This window comes from Mucilaginibacter sp. OAE612, assembly GCF_041806395.1.
GTDB lineage: Bacteria > Bacteroidota > Bacteroidia > Sphingobacteriales > Sphingobacteriaceae > Mucilaginibacter > Mucilaginibacter rubeus.
In genome coordinates this window covers 3,303,260-3,325,514 of the sequence record NZ_JBGMUW010000001.1, presented here as the reverse complement: position 1 = coordinate 3,325,514, position 22,255 = coordinate 3,303,260, and the positions used below count along the sequence as shown (strand labels likewise).

Sequence of the window (22,255 nt, the reverse complement as noted above, 5' to 3'; positions counted from 1 at the left end):
AATTTTGATATCGATTTTGAACAGGATAGATCCTAATTATTTTGCAGGTGGGCTGGTGGTTGGCACAGCTATCGGTTTGGCTTTACATAGCCTTGCTGTGGGTATAGCAATTGGTGTAGCCGTCGGGGTATCTGTAGGCTCAAGAAAAAAGAAAAGGGAGTAAAGATTCTCTGGTTTATAGCCTTACAAAGGTTTTAAACTTCGTAAGGCTTTTTATCGATTAAAAATCGTGATATAAATTTCTGAATGAGCTTCTTATTCCGAAGGTGATCATGGTGTTTTTTGAATCTTTCTGATCGTTTTTTTCCTGGCGGTACAATGCGCCAAGTTCCAGGCGTAAATTATACTTTGGGTTAAGTATGTAAGCAACAGTTCCTTCACCATAATAAAGCTGTGTGCTTATACCCTGGCCTATGGTAGTTGTAGTATTTACCGAAGGTATAAAAGGCTTGATAATTATTTTGCCGTTATTTTCAGTCTTTATGGCATCAAGTCCATATTTGGCATAATTAAGTTGCCCCTGGAAATCAAACCGGCCAACCGAATAATTCAAAATACCCAAAAGTTCCCTGAAGTTTGCTCCGTAAGGGTGGGCCAGAGGATCGCCATAAAATGAATAACTGCTTATTGACTGCTGGTTGCTGTAAGTGTATGGCTTAACAGTGTTATATTCAAATAGATAGTTTAACCTTTTAACTTTAAAAATATCTGCGCCACGGATACCCAATTGCCAGCCGTTGGTGTTATCGGTACTGTTGCCCGAAAAGAAATCGCTGCCTTTGAACCTGTCGAACATGATCTGTCCGTACAGGGCAGCTTTATCAAAAATCTTGTATTTGGCATTGAACCCTAAAAATACGTTATCCTTTTTGTTCCCGCCCGGGCCCAATGAGCTTGCAAATAAAATAGGGTTTACAAAATTGGCGTCAAAGCCTGCCCGGTTGCCCTGGTTATCAGCTTCGGGAGCTATCAGGGCGTTAAACATACCAAACGAGGCGCGTTTGGTTATATTCCAGTCAATATAATGGAATAAAGCCCATTTGCGGCGGTTACTTCCAAAACTGTCAAATTTTTGTGCAACATTATTGAGGTCTTCAATATAGGCCCACGCTACCATATAACGTACGGGGCCAAGGTCGGCTGTAAGCCTGAGAAGCGGCATATTGGCGGCAAAGTCAGATAAGAGCACCGACCGGTACCCGTCACCAATAAACATTTTATCTTCGCCTAATGTAATATTCAGTTTTTTTGTTACTGAATAGGAGAGTATTGCAGTTACGTACGACCAATCTTGTGAGTTGCGTGGTTGGCCTGTATACTTCCTGGCATATGCCTGGCCGGGTATAAAACCATTGGTATTGACATAGTTGTTATAATACGATACAAACTTGGCCGAATTTTCAAAACCGCTTGTGTAAAATGAAAATTTGCTGCCTACTGTTCCCCCAATTTGATAGCCACGTACATTTAAGTTGGTCGAATTACTGTTAGTGAAATCCCTGCCGGCCTGCAGATCAGTAATATAGTCGGCATAAAAGGTATATTCTTTTGCTTTTACGTCAAAAAGGTGTTCATTAAATAATTTACGCCCGCCCCAGGTTTTGCGGTCTTTAACACCAACATTCATTACCGAATCATAGGTATGCAAAATGGTGCTGTCAATTAAAAAAGGACGCAATGAAGTATGGACCGAGTTTTTTACAGAATAAATATCCGAATTGAACTTTTGATACAACTGGTATGAATTAGGTAAATAAACTGATTGAGCTTTTGTTAATTGCGATGTAAATAAGGCAATTACAGCTATGATAAATGTTTTTCGAAAGCTTAGGAAGTAGAGTTTTTGCATTACAACAAAATAAGTATTAATTGTTCTAAGTTAAAAATTTCATTGGTAAATAAGGATATATACATACATGCCCCGCAGGTTGTTTCTGATATATATTAAAATTATGCAAATTGATTTGGACATGATACCTGGTTAACCGTTCATAATCATTGAATTAATTATTCAATAAAGCAGGTTTATAGTTATTAAATAAATGGATTGAAATATGCCTGTTCGTGGAGATCGGTAAATAAAATTTCTTTAATCCCAGTACTTCAAAAAGTTAATTAATGTTAAATTTTGTCACGTGCAGGTGTTTTTTTTAAATAAGTTATAAAAATCATGATATTTGCCGCGCTATTAAATCAATTGATATTATTAAATGCAGTACAAAAAAATCAATAACCTGTTAGGCTGGCTTTGTTTTGTTATAGCCTCAATAACCTATATTTTAACATTAGAGCCGTCTGTAAGCTTTTGGGATTGCGGCGAATTTATTTCATGTGCCTACCGTTTACAGGTGGCCCACCAGCCTGGTTACCCGGTTTTTGCCATGATAGGCAAGGTTTTGTCGTTATTGTCATTTGGCGATAACACTAAAGTGCCTTTCTTTACTAATATGGGGTCGGCATTGGCCAGTGGTGCAACTATTATGTTTTTATTTTGGACAATTACTGCTTTTGCCAAAAAAATGATGGTTGAAAAACGAGATGAGGCTATTGACGGTTATAAATTATATGTAATTATGGGGGCCGGCCTTGTTGGTGCCCTGGCCTTCACATATACCGATACGTTTTGGTTTTCGGCTGTCGAAACCATTGTATTTGCCCTGTCATCACTATGTACCGCAATTGTATTTTGGGCAATTCTTAAATGGGATGAGCACGCCGACGAACCCGGTGCTGATAAATGGATTGTTTTTATAGCTTATGTTATCGGTTTATCCATAGGGATCCACCTGTTAAACCTGTTGACTATACCGGCCATCGCAATGGTTTACTATTTCCGCCGAACCAAAAATATTACCGTTGGCAATAGCATCCTGACTTTTTTGGCAGGGGTAGTGATTCTTGGCCTGGTACAATACGGCATCAGGGGATATACCATTAAGTTTGCGGCTTATTTCGATCTTTTCTTTGTCAACTCTTTAGGAATGGGCTTTGGAACCGGAGCATTCTTTTTCATCCTGCTGATAGTTGTTGCACTGGTATTGGGGATCCTGTACAGCATCCGCAAAAAGAAGCCTGCGTTAAACCTGGCTTTACTTTGCGTTGCATTTATATACTTTGGATATGGCTCATTCGCTTATATACCTATTCGTGCAACTGCTAATACTAATTTAAATAACTCACATCCTGATAACGCTTTTACGCTTTACGGTTATTTAAATCGTATTCAATATGGCGAAGTGCCTTTGCTAACAGGCCCTATGTATGATTCGCAGGTTACTGATCAAAAACAGGGGAGTATCATTTACCGCAAAGGCAAAACCAAATATGAAAATGCAGGTCGTAAAACTGATTATGTATATGACCATACTACAGCCTTGCCACGTATGTACAGCACCGATCCTAACGATGTACAGTTTTACAAGCAATGGCTAAGGATTCCCGAAGGGCAGGCCCCAACCATGGGCGATAACCTGAAATGGATGTTCAGCTGGCAAATGTACCAGATGTACTGGCGTTACTTTTTCTGGAACTTTGTTGGCCGTTATAACGATGCCGACGGACAAACCAGCACCGAAGGTATTGATGGTAACTGGACAACAGGTTTGTTTGATGGTGGCAAACATCTGCCAAAATCAGTAACTGCAGCTACTACCTATACTCCGCTATATGCCCTGCCATTAATAATTGGTTTAATAGGTTTGTTTTTTCATGTTAACCGCCGTAGTAAAGACGCATTGATTGTTGGCTTGCTATTTTTCTTCACAGGCTTGGCCATTGTTTTATATGTAAACCAGGCATCAGTACAGCCGCGTGAGCGTGATTACTCGTACGTAGGCTCATTTTATGCCTTTGCCATATGGATAGGTCTTGGCGTAATTGCCATTGCCGAATTTGGCCGCAAATATATCGACGCTAAAATGGCCGCTATCGGTTCAACTGTGATTGGTTTATTGGTTTGCCCGGTGCTGTTGGCTGCCAAAGAATGGAAAGATCATGACCGCTCAACCAAGATGACGCCGCATGATATGGCCTATAATTATCTCATCTCATGCCCGCCGAATGCTATTTTATTTACTTATGGCGATAACGATACTTACTCATTGTGGTACGATCAGGAAGTTGAAGGCATCCGCCCGGATGTGCGGATTGTAAACCTCAGTTTGTTTACCGGCGATTGGTACATTCGTCAGATGCAGAAAAAGATGAACAGTTCTGAGCCGCTTCCTATCACTATGCCTTTTGATAAATATAAAGAAGGGGTGAGGGACGTTATTTATTTTAACGATCAGAAACTACCTGGATATCAGGATATTAAAGAAGTGTTTGATTTTATTACTTCTGATGATAAGGCTACGCAGGTACAATATCAAAGCGGCGACTATGGCAACTACCTGCCGACCAAAAATCTGAAAGTTACGGTTAACCCTGATGAGGTAATTGCAAACGGTGTAATAAAAGCCGATCAGAAAGATAAGCTTGCAACCGCCATGGAGTGGAAATATACATCAAACTATGTAACCAAAGAGAATTTGGCCATGTTTGATATTTTGGCGCATAACCACTGGAAGCGCCCTATCTGCTTCACTACTACCATTGGTAACGAAAACCTGATAGGTTTGCAACCTTACCTGTACAAAGAAGGTTTTACCTATCACTTGATTCCATTTAAGCCGGATACAGCTTTACATGATCAGTTGAGCAAAACCAATACTGATGTAATGTATGATAACGTGATGAACAAGTTTAAATTTGGCAAGTTTAAAACTGCTAAATACCTTGATCATGAGTCGACCTCCATGTTTTACCCCGTTATGGTAACCACTTTCCTTGATCTGGCCCAAAGCCTTGTTCAGGAAGGTAAAAACGATAAAGCATTAAAAGTTGTTCAAAAATATGATGCTGAATTACCTGATATTTACCCGTATGTTGATGTTGCAGGTCGTAAGTTATATTTAACGCAATTGGCTTATCAGCTTCATGACGTGGTGTTGGGTAACAAATTGGCAGGCAATATCGACAATTACCTTACCGATCAGTTGGATTATAATGCCTACCTGCTAAGCCAGGATGTTAATAGCATTAACGGGCGCGATGTACAAATAGGCATGCAAGTGTTGAACGGATTGGTGCAGTTTACCAAAGACAACCATCAAATCGCTCTTGCTACCAAATTTGAAAACCAGTTAAAGGGTTACGAATCAAAATTCCGTGCTGTATTAGGCGGCGGTCAATAGTAATCCTTGATAATATTTATTGGCAAAGCCATCCCGGTTGGGGTGGCTTTGTTGGTGGTTTATAACTGCAGTTAATGGATTTGCTCGTATCTACGGTTGAATTTTCTATAATCTTTTTGATTGAATTAAACGAATCTGGCCCGATCATAGCATACATATAATACAATTATCGGTAGTATGATAATTAGGGTACCAACTGCTTTGTTTCACAATGTAAGCCGTGGCTCAATTGTCATGGTCTTTAGCCTTTAATCGACAAAAAAAATCGACATCTCACGAAATATCGCCACGTAATTGTTGTTGATTGAATTCAAGCTGTTGAAAATCAATGATATGTTTGTGTGGTATAAGGTTTGCAAATGCAAGGGCAACCATTTTCTTGCCTTTTGCATAAACAATGTCCGATAAATTGATGTTTCTCCCCGGTGCATGGCTGCAAATAGGAATTTTTAAAATAAATTTGATTTACTTTTAACAACAAAAACTACGATGAAATTTCAACCGCTGTTAGAACAGGTAAAACAGTACGCTATATCCTATTTTGACGTACATCATGATCCCGATTTAATTTATCATAACCTGAGGCATACTAAAGATGTTGTTGCAGCGGCCACACAGATAGCTAACCACTATCAGTTAAGTGATGAAGATTTTTTTGTAGTGATCTCCGCTTCCTGGTTTCACGATACGGGGTACTTCACCGATAAAAAAGATCACGAATCAAAAAGTGTTGCGCTGGCTACACATTTTCTTAAACAGCATAAAGTTGAGCAAGCTGTTATCGATAAGGTATCCGGCTGTATTTTGGCAACCAAAATGCCGCAAAGCCCTGCCGATTTATTGCAACAGATCATCTGCGATGCAGATTTGTTTCATTTAGGTACAGATGATTTTCGCGATAAAAACAAGTTGTTGCGCAAAGAGATGGAAGCCATCAAAAAGCATGATATTGATAAGGATGAATGGCGCAACTACAACATCGAATTTTTGCAGGGACACGAATACTATACTGATTATTGCCGACTGCTGCTTAACGATCAAAAACATAAAAACCTGCAAAAACTGATAGAAAAGCAGGCTGATGTGGAAGTGAAGGAAACACCGGAAATTCTTATAGCTGATGCAGGTGGGGACGCTGTCATCACGCACGAAAAAGAGAAGGATAAAGACAAAGACCACGATGATGATCACGGTGGTAAAAAACATAAGAATGACAGGCCCGACCGCGGTATCGAAACAATGTTCAGGATCAGCTCCAGCAACCATCAGCGTTTAAGCGATATGGCCGATAATAAAGCCCATATTATGATCACGGTTAACTCTATCATCCTTTCGGCAATTATCAGTTTGGTGCTGCGTAAGCTTGATGAGCATTCAAATTTGTTGATCCCAACTTTCATGCTCCTGTCGGTTAGTTTGGCTACTATGATCTTCTCCATACTTTCAACCCGTCCGTCAATTCCGCCGGGTTTGTTTACACCCGAGGATATCAATAAAAAAACAGTTAACCTGTTGTTTTTCGGTAACTTCTACCGTATGTCATACCAGGATTACAGCGACGGTATGGAGAAAATGATGGAAGACCGCGAGTTTCTGTACGGCAGCTTAATCCGCGATAACTATTCGCAGGGTGTTGTACTTGGCAAAAAATACAGGTTGCTCAGGGCATCGTACAATATATTCATGTTTGGCCTTATCGTATCGGTAGTAGCATTCATCATATCTTCATTACTGTAGGCGGTCGGGGTACTGCCAAAAACAAAATCTACGCCTATGGAATACTCATTTTTCGACAGGGACCTGAGCTGGTTACTTTTCAATGAACGCATATTGATGGAGGCCGAAAGTGAAGAGCTCCCTGTAATGGAAAGGGTAAATTTTCTTGCTATATTCTCATCCAACCTCGACGAATTTTATCGCGTGCGGATGCCGGTGGTAATGGCATTGCACAAGCTTAACCTGCTTAATAAAACCGATGAAAGCGAGGATGTGCTATATAAAGCCCAGCAACTGGTAGAAGCTCAGCAAAATCGCTTTGGGAAGGTTTTTACAGACAGACTTATTCCGTTGTTAAAAGAAAATAATGTAAACCTGTTGTTCAATGAGCGTATTCCTGCTTCTATAGCCGATAGAGTGAGCGACTATTTTTACAGCCAGGTACTTGCCTTTCTGCAACCTATTGACCTGGTAGGCGGTAAAAAACAATTCTTCCCCGAAAATAACCGGCTATACTTTTTAGTGAACCTTGGTTTGGATAAGAAGAAGGAAAGGTCAGTGATCCTCAATATTCCGTCGAACCAGTTGCCGCGATTTTTTAGTGTTAACGAAGATGGTAAACAATACATCATTTTCCTGGATGACATTGTGCGGTACAATCTCGGCAAGATCTTCAAAACCGAAGAAATAAAAGGCTGTTACAGCTTCAAAATAACCCGCGACGCTGAGCTTGAACTTAAAGATGATTATGACGGTGATGTTCAGGAGCAGATAGAAAAACAATTGCTAAAACGTGATCTGGGTTTGGCAACGCGCTTTTTGCATCAGCCGGGTATCCCGCTGCGCATATTGCATTTAATTGAAGATAAGCTGGGCGTACAGGGATCAAGCGTTGTTGAAGGTGGCTTTTATCATAACCTTAAAGATTTAATGAGTTTGCCGGTAGGTATTCCATCATTAAAATATACCAAATGGCCGCCATTGGTAAACCGGCAGATCAGCGCAGACGAATCCATATTTGATTATATAGATAAAGGCGATTGTATTTTTCATGCGCCTTATCAATCCTATAACTCCATTCTTCGCTTTTTTAACGAGGCAGCTATCGACGAAAACGTTGAGGAAATCTCCGTAACGCTTTACCGCGTAGCCAGCGATTCGCGGATTGTAAACGCGCTGATCAGTGCTGCCCAAAGCGGTAAAAAAGTGAGGGTACTGGTTGAGCTAAAAGCCCGTTTTGATGAAGCCAACAATATCAAATGGGCTAAAAAGCTAAAAGCAGCCGGTGCCAATATCATTTACAGTGATAAGGCCATAAAAGTACACGCCAAAGTTGGCCTTGTAAAGCGCCTTGTTGACGGCCGCGTTAAATATGCCGGACTTTTAGCAACAGGTAATTTTAACGAAAGTACAGCTGCTTTTTATACCGATCATATCATGATGACGGCCAATCCGCAATTGCTGCGCGAAATGGACCTGCTGTTCATCTACCTTGCTAAAAAAGCAAAATCGGCCGAGGGATATGATATTGATTTTAAATACCTGCTGGTGGCTCAATTTAATTTGCAATCAAAGTTTATTGAGCTTATTGACAGGGAAATTGAGCAGGCCCGTAAAGGGAAGCCGGCAGGGATCACCATAAAGCTCAATAACCTGGAAGAGCGGGTATTGATTGGCAAACTCTACGAAGCGTCGCAGGCGGGGGTGAAGATCAGGATGATTGTACGTAGTATTTGCTGCCTGATCCCCGGAGTACCAGGCATGAGCGAAAATATTACCATAAGGCGTATTGTTGACCGATACCTGGAACATGGGCGTATTTTTATATTCCACAATGGTGGTAATCAAGAGGTATTTATGGGTTCGGCCGATTGGATGAACCGTAATATTTATCGTCGTATTGAGGTTTGTTTTCCGGTTTATGATGAACGTATCAGGAACGAGGTAATAGCCATGCTTGATATTCAACTGGCCGATAATGTGCAGGCCGTAAATTTAAATGAACAATTGCAAAACATAAGGGTTGATAAAACTGAACCGCAGGTACAATCGCAGCGCGCCATTTATGAACTTTTACAGCAAAAAAAAATATGACAGGGTTTAAAAAACAAGATGCTAAACGTGCAATGACCCTTTATGTAGCCGGCATGCTTGCCGTGGCCGTAGTTTTTTTGATCATCTCTTGTAAAAATAAAGAAAAGGCAATTCCTGTTAGTCCGCCGGGGTACGACCTTAATAACCCGGTTAAATATAAAATGCCCGAAGATCTCACCGAAATCTCTGGTTTTGCCTTTCATAATGGTAAAAGTGATTCGGTATATGCCGAGCAGGACGAAGAAGGCTTTTTGTTTAACCTGAAACTGGGCGATAAAAAAGCTAACTATACCAAGTTTGGCAAAAGCGGTGACTATGAGGATGTGACCATTTGCCGTGAACAGGTGATCATGCTAAAAAGCGATGGTACATTGTTTACGTTTCCTTTTAGCCAGGTTAGGACAAAAGAAGCAGCCAAGGTACAAAAGATTAAAGGCGAATTGCCCGAAGGTGAATTTGAAGCTATGTGCGCAGATGAAAAGACCGGCCTGGTTTACGTGCTTTGCAAACATTGCGCCGACGAAAAAACATCCAAAAGCAGCAACGGCTATATTTTGAAACTTCAGGCAGACGGGACCCTGAAGCAGGCCGGCAGTTTTGCAATAGATGTTAAGGAAATTGAGCGGTTGGCTGATAAAAAGCGTGTACCGTTCCGCCCTTCGGCAATGGCGAAAAATACATTTACCAATGAATGGTATATCCTTTCGTCGGTAAATAAGATGCTGATAGTTACCGATATTAACTGGAAAGTAAAAAATGTTTATCCTTTAAGTGTTACCATATTCGGACAGCCCGAAGGTATGGCATTTGATAACCAGCGCAACCTGTATATCTCCAACGAGGGCGATCAGTTAAGTGCAGGCAATATATTGAAATTCAGCTTTAAGAAATAGCTCTTTAAAGCACTCATAACACAAATAAATATACATCTCAACCAAACCTCATGATTAAAAAACTACCCTTGCTGTTTGTTTTATTATTGGGCATGCTAAAAGCCGAGGCCCAGGATTCGGTACAGTACAGGATGATCCTTATTGGCGATGCCGGCGAAATAGATCTGCAGCAAAGTGCCGTTTTGAAACATGCCGCTGCCAATATTCTTAAAAATAAAACTTCGGTATTTTATCTGGGCGATAATATCTATCCACGGGGAATGGGTTTGCCGGGTAGTTCTGAAGAAGCCGAAACTAAAAAGATCCTGCAATCGCAATATCTACCTATGCGCGCCACCGGTGCGCCTGTTTACTTTATACCGGGTAATCATGACTGGGACAAGATGGGCCCGCTTGGTTTAGCTAAAATAAAACGCCAGTGGGCGTTTTTGGATCAGCAGGGCGATAAGCTGCTTAAAATGGTGCCCGAAAACGGCTGCCCCGATCCGGTTGAGATCAACCTTACCAATGACCTTACCGTAATAGCTTTTGACAGCGAATGGTGGTTATATCCATTCAATAAAAGTAACCCCGGCGCCGAGTGCGATTGTAAAAACAAAGATGACATTGCCGATAAGATCAAGCTGATCTTTGAGCGCAATAAAGATAAAGTGATCATCCTGGCATCGCACCATCCATTCCAGAGTTATGGTACGCATGGCGGATATTTTTCGCTTAAAGATCATATCTTCCCGCTTACTGTGGCTAATAAAGACCTTTGGGTGCCCTTGCCTGTTATAGGTTCGCTTTACCCGTTTTTGCGCTCTACATTTTCAAACCCCGAAGATTTGGGGCATCCCTTGTATAAAGACATGATCAGAAAGGTGGATGCTGTTTTTGGCAGTTTTCCAAACCTTATCCATGTGGCGGGTCATGAGCATGGGCTGCAATTCATCAAAAGCAGACAGTTGCAGGTGGTTAGCGGCGCAGGTGCCAAGCAAACCTATGCTATTAAGGGCAAATACTCACTTTTTGCTGATGCAACGCAGGGCTATGTAACTGCTGATCTGTTAATAGATAAACGGATGCGCTTTACCTATTACATCGACAGTGATAAAGGCATTAAGCAGGTATTTACGTATACGCAGCCTTATATATCTGTAAAAAATGTTCCTGATACTTTGCATACGCCTATCAAAGCAGATAGCATCATGGTTAGGGTTCATCCTAAATATGATAGCGTAAGTAATTTTCATCGTCGCTGGTTTGGCGAAAACTATCGTAAGGAGTGGGCTGCCGAAACAAAACTGCCTGTGATCAGGCTGTCGCAAATTCATGGCGGTTTAAAGGCAGAAAGTATTGGCGGCGGGTTCCAGACGCACTCGCTTCGTTTAATTGATAAGGATGGCAAAGAATGGGTGCTCCGCAGCGTGGAGAAACAGCCCGAAAAGATCCTGCCCGATGAATTCCAGGAAACCTTTGCCAAAGATTGGGTTAATGATGCCATGAGTGCCCAACATCCGTTTTCGGCGTTGGTAGTACCGCCGCTGGCTGATGCCGCCCGTGTGCCGCATGCCAACCCGATAATCGGTGTGGTTTCGGCTGATCCTGTTTTAGGGCAATATGCTAATATTTTTGCCAATAAAGTTTGTTTACTTGAAGAACGCGAACCAGGTGGCAAATCCGATAATACCGTGAAGATGATCGGTAAAATGCTGGAGGATAATGATAATACAGTAGATGGCGACGAATTTTTACGTGCCCGCCTGCTCGATTTGCTTATTGGCGACTGGGACAGGCACGGCGACCAGTGGCGCTGGCGCGATGAGGATAAAGGGAAAGGCAAGTTTTATACCGCCGTTCCCCGCGACCGCGATCAGGTATTTTACACCAACCAGGGTGTATTGCCAACCATAGCAGCGCAGCCATGGGTAGCGCCGAACCTGCAGGGCTTTAGCGGTGAGATCTACAGCGTAAAATATTCCTTATGGAAAACCATGTTTATGCAACGGTGGCCATCGGTACAATACAGTCATGAACAATGGACCAAAATTGTGAATGATTTTGTCGCTGCCGAAACTGACGACGTATTGGAAGCCGGTTTAAGGCGCCTGCCCGAATCATCGTATAAATTAAGGCATGATGTATTGCTAAAGCAACTGAAAGAACGGCGCGCTAATATCCCGGCCGAAATGGAGTATTACTACAAATTCATCAATAAAATAGTTGATATCCATACTTCAAATAAAAATGAGCTGGTAACGGTGAAAGATGAGCCTAATGGCAGTCTCAATGTGATCATCAATAAGATCAATAAAGATGGTGAGATTAAGGATACGCTCATGAACCAGAATTATCATCCTGATATTACCAAAGAGCTCCGCATTTATGTAAGCGGCGGCGATGATAAGGTAGTGCTTGATAATGCCACATCACCAATAAAACTGAGGTTTATCGATAGCACAGGCACCAAAACTTACAATATTGTAAAATCGCTTAACACGGTACAACTTTATGACCGTGGCAAAAAGCTGAGTATAACTGGCTACGAATCAAGGGTTAACAAACACATAAGCAAGGATAGCGCTAATACGTCATACTTAAGAGTTAATCTGATGAATGTGATAGCGCCGCTGGCTAATATCTCTTACAACCCGGATGAGGGCGTATTGCTTGGAGCAGGTTTTAAATATACTCACCAGGAGGGTTTTCAAAAACTGCCTTACAACGATGTGCAAACAGTGTTTGCCAGTCACTCGTTCACAACAAAGGCTTTTAAGATTAAATATAACGGCGAGTGGATCCACGCTTTTGGCAAAGCCGACTTTTTGATGGATGCCCAGCTCGACTTTCCGGATAACATCAATTTTTTTGGCAGGGGCAACGAAACGCTGTTTGTTAAAGTTGGCGATTATCGCAAATATTATCGTACCCGCTTTGATAATTTTACCTTTAGCCCAGCCTTTAGGTGGCGTAATGAATCGGGAACTTCTGTAACGGTAGGTCCTGCTTTTCAGTACTATAAATTAGATGTTGATGACAATATCGGCCGATTTATTACATATCCGTTACTCACAAACGCGCCTGACAGTTATACCTTTGACAAAACAAAAATGCATGCCGGTATTGTTGTTAACTTTACCAGCGATAAACGCAACGATAAGGTGCTTCCGGCCTGGGGAAATTTTATAAATATCAAGCTTCAGGAGTTTAAAGGTTTAAATAATAACTCTACAAGTTTTGTCCAGCTTATACCCCAGGTTGCTTTGTATAAAAGTCTGAACGCTAAAAGCAGTATTGTTTTGGCCGATAGGGTAGGCGGTGGCATTACCATTGGCAAAACGGCTTTTTATCAGTCGTTATTTTTAGGCGGGCAGGATAACTTATTAGGCTACAGGCTGTACAGGTTTGCCGGTCAGCATAGTTTTTATAATAACCTGGAGTTGAGGATAAAATTAACTGATTTCGCCAGTTATATAGTTCCCGGTCAAATAGGCGTTATAGGATTTTATGATATAGGCCGTGTTTGGGAAAACGGGCAAAGCTCGGATAAATGGCACAACGGTACCGGTGCAGGCTTTTATGTAGCACCGGCAAGGTTAGCAGTTATCAAGATAATTGCCGCTTACTCTGAAGAAGGATGGTACCCTTATCTTTCAACAAGTTTCAGATTTTAATAAGGGTAAAACTTTAATTAAATGCACACAGAAGTACTCAATATAAGCAAAAACGAATGCACCATTTGTCAGGTTGAAACATGCCTTACATTTAACCCGTTCGTGGCGCATTTAAAAGAACGGATTGCTACCGAAAAAACGCTCAAAAGCGAGTTCTATCGCTATGTTTTGGAACGTTTTGAGCATGATATATGTATTGACCTGGATATGCGGCCAACAGATGCCGAAAAATACAGGGAAATGCTGGAGCTCATTTACTCCATACTGACACCGCCAATAGCTAACGAAAAGGAATTTCACTGGGCGCTAAGTACGCCTGTACCTGATAAGATCTTTTTCAGTACAGAGGCTTTTTATGATTTCCATTCAAGTCACCATTCTAATTTATATGCGTTGAATGTATCCAAGAACGAAATGTTCAGTGACAGGCAAAAGCGGTTCATTTATAACCTGATTCTTGAACGGATGTATGGCTTTTCGTCGGCAATTAAGAATGAATTGCTGTTTTCATACGAAGATCCTGAAACCGGTCTTTCAAGGTATTTTAATATCCAGACTGATGCCCGCTTCGTGGAAATTGAATTGAATGGCGAACTGCCTGAACTTAGCTTTGATACTATTGAACCCTATTTACATTCGCATACCAGCCTTGAGTTAATTGAAAAGGTAATACCGCTTAATATTTTTAAATTCAAGGGGTTCACAATAATTACGTTAACAGATGTAACGTTAACGCATGCACTTGAAAATATTCGTACCGAGCTTGTTAACCATTCGGCAAATGAGGATGAGCAATATGCGCACATCATCAGCTCGCTAAAATCCCTTGCCGAAAGCCCGGGCATTGAGTTTGGGTTGATGCCTTTTTTAACCATCAATAATGAGCCTATTTTTGATAACGACGAATGCTCCAGAAGTATCCTGCTTAAGGCCGCTAAAGATTTTAACCTTGCGGAAGAAACGTTTGACGCCATCCTTGATGATTACAACCAGAACCCGAGGCCTATCTTTTTCAATTCCATTACCGACGAAAAGATAGGTAAATTCCCCTTTTTGCAGGTTTTGAAACAAGCCGGCATTAAATCTTACGGAATTTTCCCGGTGTACTACAATAAGAAAAATGTAGGCATCATGGAAGTGTTTTCATATAAAGAGATTGTTTTTTACGAAAAACTGCTCTCGAAATTACAGGCTACTATCCCGCTGATTGCCCAATTGCTGCAAAACAGCATCGATCAGTTTGAGGCCCGCATTTCAAGTGTTATCAAAAATAAATTTACCTCGTTGCAACCGTCGGTTCAATGGAAGTTTAATGAAGTGGCCTGGAATTATCTTAAGGAAAAAAGAAAGAGGAAAAAGAGCCCTGAAATTGAAACAGTATCATTCAGCCATGTTTACCCTTTATTTGGTGCGGTTGATATCCGTAACTCCACGGTTGAGCGTAACAGCGCCCTGCAGGAGGATTTGAAAAATCTGCTCACCATACTTATTGAAACGCTTCAGGTTTTAAATGAAAATATTCATTTAAGCCTTACCGGCAAGCTGGTATCTAAATGCGAAGAGTGGCTCGAACGCATCAGCGGTTATATTACTACCAATGATGAATTGATGCTGGATACTTTCCTTCATAACGAGATTAATCCTTTCCTGGAGCATTTCAGAAATAATTACCCTGCCGAAAGGGAAACTATTGACAGGTATTTTAATGCCATGAATGAGGAAACCGGCGCTTCGTTTGAAAACAGGCGCAACCTGGAAACCTCCATGCAGCTTATCAATACTTCTATCAACCAATACCTGGAGCAGGCTCAGACAGAAGTGCAGGAATCATTTCCCTGTTATTTTGAAAAATTCCGTACCGATGGGGTGGAATATGATATTTACATAGGGCAATCAATAGCGCCGCAACGCGTTTTCGATATGCTGTACCTTAAAAATATCCGTTTGTGGCAGTTACGATCAATGGCCGAGATAGCCCGGATGACAAACGACCTTGGCGATCAGCTTTCACGTCCTTTGCAAACCACGCACTTAATATTTATTCACTCAAACGCTATAGATATCAGTTTCAGAAACGATGAAAGGCGTTTTGACGTTGAGGGGGCCTATAATATCCGTTACGAGGTGGTAAAAAAGCGGATTGATAAAGTTTTAATAGCAGGAACTTTTGAACGCCTTACCCAGCCCGGCAAAATAGCCATGGTATATTTTAACCCAACAGAAGCTGCTGAATATGACGAGTACGTCAGGTATCTGCAAGTACAGGGTTACTTGCTGGATGACCTGGAATATCTTGAACTGGAAGAGTTACAGGGCGTTACAGGCTTAAAAGCGTTAAGGGTTGGAGTTAATTATCAATTGCCGTTATTAAATAGCTAAAAGCCTAAGGCTGAAAGCTTAAAGCGACAAGAAATCAAATAAAGCAAAAAAAGCTTTCAGCCTTAGGCTTTCGGCTTTGAGCTTGATAAGATCGCTTTCCTCATTAATAAATCGGTTTGCTTATCGCTTCCCAGGACAAATTCATGGCTGCTGAATACTTCAAAGCCATGTTTTTCATAAAAGGCAATTGCTTTTTGGTTGTGTTCCCAAACACCAAGCCAAACGTATTGCAAGTTTTTACCGGCGGCTTCTTTTAAGGTGAAATCAATAAATTGGTGGCCTATTTTTTTGCCGTGATGTTCGGCCAAAACATAGATCCGTTCTATTTCGACAGCATTAGGGTCCTGAAATTCTGTTTGGGCCGGACCGTAATTTAGCTTGAGATAGCCGGTTATCTCGCCGTTAGATATTGCAAAGTAAAAGTGTGAGTTTGGGTTGCTGAGTTCTGCTTGTATTTTTTGCGGCGTAAAAGCAACAGATGCATAAGCCTCAATATCTTCCGGTTTATTTAAATGGCCAAAAAAATCGAAAAATGTTTTTTTGCTTAAAGCCAGCAATACATCGGCATCGGCCAATGCCAGTTTTTGAATCGTTATAGTCCCGATAGTCATGAAGCAAATCTAAACAAACTACCTTTTCAATCAAATTGCTCTTTCAACCTTACTAACCTGTCAATCATGAGATTTAATTTTTCTTCCTCATTTTTAAACATTCGGGGTTTAAGGTAAAACGTGGTGAACAAAAACCAGATCCCGATTGATGTATAGGTGACTATTTTAAAGGTGAGTGATGAATGTTCAAGTACCTCGATAAAATACATGGCTAAACCGGCGCTTAGCAACAATATATAGGTATAATAAAACCAGCCTATAACTTTGCTCCGGTTTTTTTGATATGCTTTGAGGCTATCAAGATATTCGGCAGGGTTGAGCGTTGCATCGCGCTTACTCAAAATGTGGTAATGACGTACCATTAACGAAAGATACATCAACATGGTTACCAGTACGATGAGGATCCCGATAGTAGTAACTGCAGACTTAAATGCCAGGAAAAAAGTGACGACAAAAGCAAACGCACCGGTTACAACCATGGCCACAATACTCCAGTATAACTTTTGGGTTATACTCCTTATTCCCTTCTTTACCTGCTTCAGCACCTCATCCACCGAAAGCTGATCTGGTTTTGGCTGTCCCTGCCAAACCGACATCAAATGATCAAAGTCTTTCATACTGGTTATATAACTCCGTTAATTTTTGTTTTATACGATAAATTTTCACCCTCAGGTTCCCTTCTGATATACCCGAAATTTCAGCAATTTCGGGGTATGGCACCTCATCAAGTACCATAGTTATAATAATCCTTTCTGATTCTTCCAGTTTTGAAATACACTTATAGAGCAAAGCTACCTGCTCGTTTTTATCCGATAGTTCTTCTCGTTTTGTTTCTGCTAATTGTGGGGTTAGTTCGTCTTTGGCCTGGCGTTTTTCCGAGCGCAAATAGGTTAAAACAGGTATTTACAGCAATGCGGTAAATCCAGGTTGATATCATGGCCTGGTTACGGAATTTCTCTAAATTTTGCCAAACCTTTAAAAAGGTTTCCTGTAGCAGGTCGTTGGCGGCATCGTCATCGCCGGTATAACCATAGCACAGATGGAATATCTTTTTAGAATTAGCTTCATATATCTGCTTGAATGCTGCTTCTTTGTTGGCCACTTCAGTTAATTTTATATTTAGACGATGTTAAGCTTTATATGTTACAACAAGTGATCATTCTTTTTAAACCAGCCCAGCTTGCTTTCGGCATCGCTTATTAGTTTATTGTAACTGTCCTGGTAATCAAACTGTAAGTCTTCGTGGAGCTTATTGATTAAGCCACGGATCTTTTCAACCTGCCTTATTAATATCAGCCTTAAAGGCTTGTATGATGTACGCCTGTCGGCATATTCAAGGTAATTTTCGCAAAAATTGATCAGCAATTCAATCTCAGCACCTTTTGATGCCATAAACTTGATGTATTTACTCAGCAATCTCAATATTTTGCGCATGCCCTTTGCAGCGTTGTAACTTAATGATGATAACTGGCTGAACATGAAGCCGGCTTCGGCTTTTACTTTTTCTACAAAGGCGGCTTCATCATGGGCTTCAAAAAGCAGGTAGGCCAACAGCTCTTTGTTTTCCTTTTTGTAGCGTGCCAGGCGCAGCATTAATTCGGCCAGCTGCTCGTTAGGCAGGTGCTGAATTTCTTTTTTTATATGCTGTAATCCGTAGGCGGTAGTAGTCATGTTGTAAATAAGCAGGCAAAATACTAATTGTTTAAATATTTTTCACGAATTGCATTTAAGCTTGATTCAATTAGAACGAATTACACGAATGGGTCTACTAATTATATTGATGTAATTAATGTAGTTCGCAAAATTAGTTAAGAAATTAAAATAGCGTTTGCTGGGGCAACGATTTTATTTCCTCATCCGATTTAAACGGAAAATAGAATATTCCCATAGCAGTTTAAACAGCGCGTAAATTTTGTAGTTTTGCAGGCTTATTAAATTAAATGAAAAAAAGCAGACTGACGCTCTTCATTTTTATCGCACTGGTATTAGGTGTGATAGCCGGTTATATTTATAACACCTACGTTTTCGCCGATTTGAATAAACAGCTCAGTACCGCCGGGGCTGCTATTAAAGCAGTCGACAAAAACATCGAAGCATTACCCGATACTACGGTTGCAGCCTACAAAAATCTTAAGTTACAGAGAATTGCCCAGGTTAAACTGCAAAGCCAGGCTACCGATGCACGGGAAGATAAACTTGAACTTTATAATATCCTGAGTAAGATCTTCCTCAATCTTATAAAAATGATTGTAGCCCCATTGGTGTTTACCACGTTGGTGGTAGGCGTAGCCAAGGTAGGGGATATCAAAGCCGTTGGCAGGATAGGTGGCAAAACCATGCTCTGGTTTATCAGCGCTACGCTGGTATCCTTATTATTAGGGATGCTATTGGTTAACCTGTTTGAGCCAGGCAAAACCATGCATTTGCCACTGCCTGATAGTCATTTAAGTACAGGCATTAAAAAAACGGCGTTATCATTAACCGAATTCGTTGGTCACGTTTTCCCTAAGAGTTTTATTGAGGCAATGGCCAATAATGAGATCTTACAGATTGTGGTGTTCTCTTTATTTTTTGGCGTAGCTACAGCTGCTATAGGCGAACAAGGCAAAATAGTAATCAAAGCGATGGATGCTTTTGCCCATGTGATTATGAAGATTACCGGGTATGTGATGAAAATGGCCCCTTTAGCTGTATTTGGTGCCATAACTGCGGTAGTGGCCAAGCAGGGAATAGGTGTACTTTCAACCTATGGTATTTTTATCAGCGAGTTTTATTTTTCGCTCATCGTACTTTGGTCTGTGATTATACTGGCCGGATACATTGTATTAAGAAAGCCGGTGTTCAGGCTGCTTAACAGTATTAAAGATGCTATGTTGATAGCATTTAGTACCTCCACAAGTGAAGCGGCTTATCCAAAGGTATTGGAAGAACTGGAGAAATTTGGCTGTAGCAATAAAATAGTGAGCTTTGTATTGCCATTGGGCTATTCGTTTAATTTGGATGGTTCGATGATGTATATGACCTTTGCATCATTGTTCCTGGCACAATCATATGATATTCATCTTTCATTCGGGCACCAGTTATCTATGTTACTGGTGCTGATGCTTACCAGTAAAGGTGTGGCCGGTGTGCCAAGGGCTTCGCTGGTGGTTATTGCAGGTACGCTGGCTATGTTCAATATCCCTGAAGCAGGTTTGTTTTTGCTGATAGGTATTGATCCGTTGCTTGACATGGGCCGTTCTGCTACCAATGTTCTTGGAAATGCAATGGCCACAGCGGTTGTAAGCAAATGGGAAGGAGAGGGAATTAATTAGTGAATTAGTGATTTAATGAGTTAGTGATTTATTAATTTCCCCTTATCGCATTTTAATCACCTTATCAATAATTAATCAGGTATATGAAAGATACAAGTAAAACAGATTTTGCTGAGCAATTTAGAAATCGCACTAAGAAATTCGTAGTAGATAATATTAAGTTTTTCAAAACTCTACCTAAAACGGAGGAAGCAAAAATTATCGGAAGGCAATTATTAAGATCTTCGTCATCGGTAGGGGCCAACTATCGTGCTGCTTGCAGAGCTCGTTCACAGGCCGAATTTCATTCAAAACTTTCAACTGTTGTAGAGGAAGCTGATGAATCAGCATTTTGGATGGAAGTATTAATTGAGGCCGAAGTTGTAAAACAATCAGACTTGGCAGTCTTGTTGGATGAAGCAATCCAGATATTAAAAATCACTTCAGCATCAAGAAAAACCGTGTCATGAAATTTAACAGTGATTTAATTCACTAACTCACTAATTCAATAATTCACTAATTAATATATATGTCTCCCCGTTTAAAAAAAGTATTCCTGATCATGACTGTTGTGGTGCCGTTTATACTGTACTGCGTTTATTATTATGGTATGATGATCAAGAACGCACCATACCGCTTCGTTGATTTTGAATCGATCAGTTTTCAGTATGGTCATAAGGACAGTCTTGTAAATAAATACGATTCACGTACAGGTATGTTCCAGTACCTTGACAGGCGCGATTCGTTGGTGAAAGAGCATTTACGTTTAACCAAAGACGACCTGTTATACCTGCACCGCAAAGCTGCCGACCTGGGTTTTTGGGATTTTCCGTCGAAAGAAATTGGTGATACAACATCTGCTGCTGCAAATAAGGCGGTTCGGTATATCATTGAGTTTAAGTATAAAGAAAAAACAAAGCGTGTAATCTTCGACAGTGATTATTTTGGTAATGCCAAGCTGATTGATGCCAACCAGCGGTTGATAGGGGAGATCCAGAAAAAACTTACCGACGTAGAGAACCGCGGCAAAAAATAAAATATTGGGATGTTGTTTATTAAATAATCAATCCCTATATTTGCACCTCGAAATTTAAAACAATATTTAACAAACATGTACGCAATAGTAAGTATAGCAGGACAGCAATTTAAAGTTGCCAAAGACCAGCAGATCTTTGTACACAGGTTACAAGGCGATGAAGGCGCTAGTATTGAATTTGACAGTGTATTGTTAGCAGAAAACGAAGGTAAATTCAAATTAGGTTCTGATTTGAAAGGCGCTAAAGTATCGGCTAAGATCGTGTCACATTTAAAAGGTGATAAAGTAATTATCTTTAAAAAGAAAAGAAGAAAAGGTTACAAAAAGAAAAACGGTCACCGTCAGCAATTTACCAAGATTGAGATCACCGGTATTACATTATAATTAAAGGTTGAACCGGAGTTGTTCTGCAATTCCATAAAAGATATAAAAAATGGCACATAAGAAAGGGGCCGGTAGTTCAAGAAACGGTCGTGAGTCACATAGCAAGCGTTTAGGTATCAAAATTTTCGGTGGTCAGCCAGCAATCGCAGGTAACATCATCGTACGTCAGCGTGGTACTAAACACAACCCAGGCTTAAACGTTGGTCTTGGTAAAGATCATACTTTATTTGCACTGGCCGAAGGTATCGTAGTTTTCAAAAAGAAAGCCGATAACCGTTCATACGTATCAGTAGTTCCGTTTGAAGCTGCTGAAGTTGAAGAAGTAGCTGCACCTGCACCAAAAGCTAAAAAAGAAGCTGTAGCTGTTGAAGCTCCTGCTGCTGAAGAAGCTCCAAAAGCAAAAAAAGCTGCTGCACCAAAAGCTAAGAAAGAAGAAGCTGCTGATGCTGCTGAAGAAACTGTAGCTGAATAATCAGTTAACAAATATTAGGATATAAAAAATCCCGGTCAATTTTGATCGGGATTTTTTATTTTGTGATTATTCGTCAGATTGCAGCATAAAACAACTAATAGGAGAACTATACAAAACCCTTACCGGTTTGCCATTAATACGCCCCGGCTTCCATTTTGGTGATTTGTTTACATGAGCAATGAATGCTTTGCACATTGCTTCGTTTATTTTCCTCCTGACATTGGCATGCGTTACACTTCCGTCGGTTTCTATAATCATTTGTATAAGAAAACTGGCCTGTGTATTCTCTTTGTCGTAGTCTTTTGGTATCGGTACTTTAAAAAGATAATTTGTCCACTTTTCTGTGCCTCCGGGAAATTCTGGCTGTACATCTACTGTTTTATAAACTGTTGTATCTGGTTTAACATTCTCCCTTTTAGCTTTGCCTTGTGCAAACAACGCAACAGGTATTATAATCAAGCCAAATACAAGCAGATATCTCATGTGT

Annotated in this window: 17 protein-coding genes and 1 pseudogene; 12 read left to right on the top strand and 6 right to left on the bottom strand. The window is 40.7% G+C overall.

The window, feature by feature from the left end; translation table 11 throughout:
• Nucleotides 1-16 precede the first annotated feature (16 nt).
• Nucleotides 17-163, top strand: a complete 147-nt coding sequence (locus tag ABID99_RS13740; protein WP_175489875.1) for a hypothetical protein — start codon at nt 17-19, stop codon at nt 161-163.
• Between the two features lie 57 nt (nt 164-220).
• Here the strand turns inward: ABID99_RS13740 and ABID99_RS13735 are convergent, their stop codons facing one another.
• A complete protein-coding gene (locus ABID99_RS13735; protein ID WP_373614050.1) occupies nt 221-1,849 on the bottom strand; it encodes a gliding motility protein RemB in 1,629 nt (542 codons plus the stop codon).
• A 361-nt stretch (nt 1,850-2,210) separates the two neighbouring features.
• On the opposite strand from ABID99_RS13735, the gene ABID99_RS13730 reads away from it, so the two are divergent.
• The 6 genes from ABID99_RS13730 (at nt 2,211) to ABID99_RS13705 (ending at nt 15,972) form a co-directional block, all read left to right on the top strand.
• Complete coding sequence (locus ABID99_RS13730) at nt 2,211-5,234, top strand: DUF2723 domain-containing protein (RefSeq protein WP_373614048.1); 3,024 nt, start codon at nt 2,211-2,213, stop codon at nt 5,232-5,234.
• Between the two features lie 489 nt (nt 5,235-5,723).
• A complete protein-coding gene (locus ABID99_RS13725) occupies nt 5,724-6,971 on the top strand; it encodes a Pycsar system effector family protein (RefSeq protein ID WP_188831743.1) in 1,248 nt (415 codons plus the stop codon).
• 36 nt (nt 6,972-7,007) lie between these two features.
• Nucleotides 7,008-9,044, top strand: a complete 2,037-nt coding sequence (ppk1, locus tag ABID99_RS13720; RefSeq protein WP_090524995.1) for a polyphosphate kinase 1 — start codon at nt 7,008-7,010, stop codon at nt 9,042-9,044.
• Complete coding sequence (locus ABID99_RS13715; protein WP_373614047.1) at nt 9,041-9,937, top strand: SdiA-regulated domain-containing protein; 897 nt, start codon at nt 9,041-9,043, stop codon at nt 9,935-9,937. The genes ppk1 and ABID99_RS13715 overlap by 4 nt, the downstream gene beginning before the upstream one ends.
• A gap of 50 nt (nt 9,938-9,987) precedes the next feature.
• Nucleotides 9,988-13,593 carry a BamA/TamA family outer membrane protein gene (locus ABID99_RS13710; protein WP_373614046.1) on the top strand — a complete coding sequence of 1,202 codons (3,606 nt, stop codon included), beginning with the start codon at nt 9,988-9,990 and terminating at the stop codon, nt 13,591-13,593.
• Between the two features lie 21 nt (nt 13,594-13,614).
• Nucleotides 13,615-15,972 (top strand): GAF domain-containing protein, encoded by a 2,358-nt coding sequence (locus ABID99_RS13705; protein ID WP_373614045.1) that lies wholly within the window; start codon nt 13,615-13,617, stop codon nt 15,970-15,972.
• A 62-nt stretch (nt 15,973-16,034) separates the two neighbouring features.
• On the opposite strand, the gene ABID99_RS13700 is transcribed toward ABID99_RS13705, so the two are convergent.
• The 4 genes and pseudogenes from ABID99_RS13700 to ABID99_RS13685 form a co-directional block, all read right to left on the bottom strand.
• Nucleotides 16,035-16,583: a GNAT family N-acetyltransferase gene (locus ABID99_RS13700; protein ID WP_373614044.1), complete on the bottom strand. Its 549-nt coding sequence runs from the start codon at nt 16,581-16,583 to the stop codon at nt 16,035-16,037.
• 26 nt (nt 16,584-16,609) lie between these two features.
• Nucleotides 16,610-17,200 (bottom strand): hypothetical protein, encoded by a 591-nt coding sequence (locus tag ABID99_RS13695; protein ID WP_373614043.1) that lies wholly within the window; start codon nt 17,198-17,200, stop codon nt 16,610-16,612.
• Nucleotides 17,187-17,685: pseudogene (locus ABID99_RS13690) on the bottom strand (RNA polymerase sigma factor). The gene ABID99_RS13695 and the pseudogene ABID99_RS13690 overlap by 14 nt, the downstream one beginning before the upstream one ends.
• A gap of 41 nt (nt 17,686-17,726) precedes the next feature.
• Nucleotides 17,727-18,254 carry a hypothetical protein gene (locus ABID99_RS13685; protein WP_176624182.1) on the bottom strand — a complete coding sequence of 176 codons (528 nt, stop codon included), beginning with the start codon at nt 18,252-18,254 and terminating at the stop codon, nt 17,727-17,729.
• A 269-nt stretch (nt 18,255-18,523) separates the two neighbouring features.
• Between ABID99_RS13685 and ABID99_RS13680 the strand changes: the two genes are divergently transcribed.
• From ABID99_RS13680 to rpmA, 5 genes are all read left to right on the top strand, one after another.
• Entirely contained in the window at nt 18,524-19,897 is a 1,374-nt protein-coding gene (locus ABID99_RS13680) for a dicarboxylate/amino acid:cation symporter (protein WP_373614041.1), read from the top strand.
• An 83-nt stretch (nt 19,898-19,980) separates the two neighbouring features.
• The gene (locus tag ABID99_RS13675) at nt 19,981-20,346 is read left to right on the top strand and encodes a four helix bundle protein (protein ID WP_373614040.1); all 366 of its coding nucleotides are present in this window, start codon (nt 19,981-19,983) and stop codon (nt 20,344-20,346) included.
• A gap of 59 nt (nt 20,347-20,405) precedes the next feature.
• Nucleotides 20,406-20,912: a hypothetical protein gene (locus ABID99_RS13670; RefSeq protein ID WP_090525014.1), complete on the top strand. Its 507-nt coding sequence runs from the start codon at nt 20,406-20,408 to the stop codon at nt 20,910-20,912.
• A 75-nt stretch (nt 20,913-20,987) separates the two neighbouring features.
• Nucleotides 20,988-21,296: a 50S ribosomal protein L21 gene (rplU, locus tag ABID99_RS13665; RefSeq protein ID WP_090467954.1), complete on the top strand. Its 309-nt coding sequence runs from the start codon at nt 20,988-20,990 to the stop codon at nt 21,294-21,296.
• 49 nt (nt 21,297-21,345) lie between these two features.
• The gene (gene rpmA, locus ABID99_RS13660; protein WP_110583361.1) at nt 21,346-21,768 is read left to right on the top strand and encodes a 50S ribosomal protein L27; all 423 of its coding nucleotides are present in this window, start codon (nt 21,346-21,348) and stop codon (nt 21,766-21,768) included.
• A 66-nt stretch (nt 21,769-21,834) separates the two neighbouring features.
• Here rpmA and ABID99_RS13655 read toward each other — a convergent pair whose 3' ends face one another.
• The gene (locus tag ABID99_RS13655) at nt 21,835-22,251 is read right to left on the bottom strand and encodes an energy transducer TonB (protein WP_354482265.1); all 417 of its coding nucleotides are present in this window, start codon (nt 22,249-22,251) and stop codon (nt 21,835-21,837) included.
• Nucleotides 22,252-22,255 lie beyond the last annotated feature (4 nt).

Coding starts and splice junctions, on each gene's coding strand:
- ABID99_RS13735 (WP_373614050.1), bottom strand. CDS start 1,849: ATGCAAAAACTCTACTTCCTAAGCTTTCGAAAAACATTTATCATAGCT.
- ABID99_RS13730 (WP_373614048.1), top strand. CDS start 2,211: ATGCAGTACAAAAAAATCAATAACCTGTTAGGCTGGCTTTGTTTTGTT.
- ABID99_RS13725 (WP_188831743.1), top strand. CDS start 5,724: ATGAAATTTCAACCGCTGTTAGAACAGGTAAAACAGTACGCTATATCC.
- ppk1 (WP_090524995.1), top strand. CDS start 7,008: ATGGAATACTCATTTTTCGACAGGGACCTGAGCTGGTTACTTTTCAAT.
- ABID99_RS13715 (WP_373614047.1), top strand. CDS start 9,041: ATGACAGGGTTTAAAAAACAAGATGCTAAACGTGCAATGACCCTTTAT.
- ABID99_RS13710 (WP_373614046.1), top strand. CDS start 9,988: ATGATTAAAAAACTACCCTTGCTGTTTGTTTTATTATTGGGCATGCTA.
- ABID99_RS13705 (WP_373614045.1), top strand. CDS start 13,615: ATGCACACAGAAGTACTCAATATAAGCAAAAACGAATGCACCATTTGT.
- ABID99_RS13700 (WP_373614044.1), bottom strand. CDS start 16,583: ATGACTATCGGGACTATAACGATTCAAAAACTGGCATTGGCCGATGCC.
- ABID99_RS13695 (WP_373614043.1), bottom strand. CDS start 17,200: ATGAAAGACTTTGATCATTTGATGTCGGTTTGGCAGGGACAGCCAAAA.
- ABID99_RS13685 (WP_176624182.1), bottom strand. CDS start 18,254: ATGACTACTACCGCCTACGGATTACAGCATATAAAAAAAGAAATTCAG.
- ABID99_RS13680 (WP_373614041.1), top strand. CDS start 18,524: ATGAAAAAAAGCAGACTGACGCTCTTCATTTTTATCGCACTGGTATTA.
- ABID99_RS13675 (WP_373614040.1), top strand. CDS start 19,981: ATGAAAGATACAAGTAAAACAGATTTTGCTGAGCAATTTAGAAATCGC.
- ABID99_RS13670 (WP_090525014.1), top strand. CDS start 20,406: ATGTCTCCCCGTTTAAAAAAAGTATTCCTGATCATGACTGTTGTGGTG.
- rplU (WP_090467954.1), top strand. CDS start 20,988: ATGTACGCAATAGTAAGTATAGCAGGACAGCAATTTAAAGTTGCCAAA.
- rpmA (WP_110583361.1), top strand. CDS start 21,346: ATGGCACATAAGAAAGGGGCCGGTAGTTCAAGAAACGGTCGTGAGTCA.
- ABID99_RS13655 (WP_354482265.1), bottom strand. CDS start 22,251: ATGAGATATCTGCTTGTATTTGGCTTGATTATAATACCTGTTGCGTTG.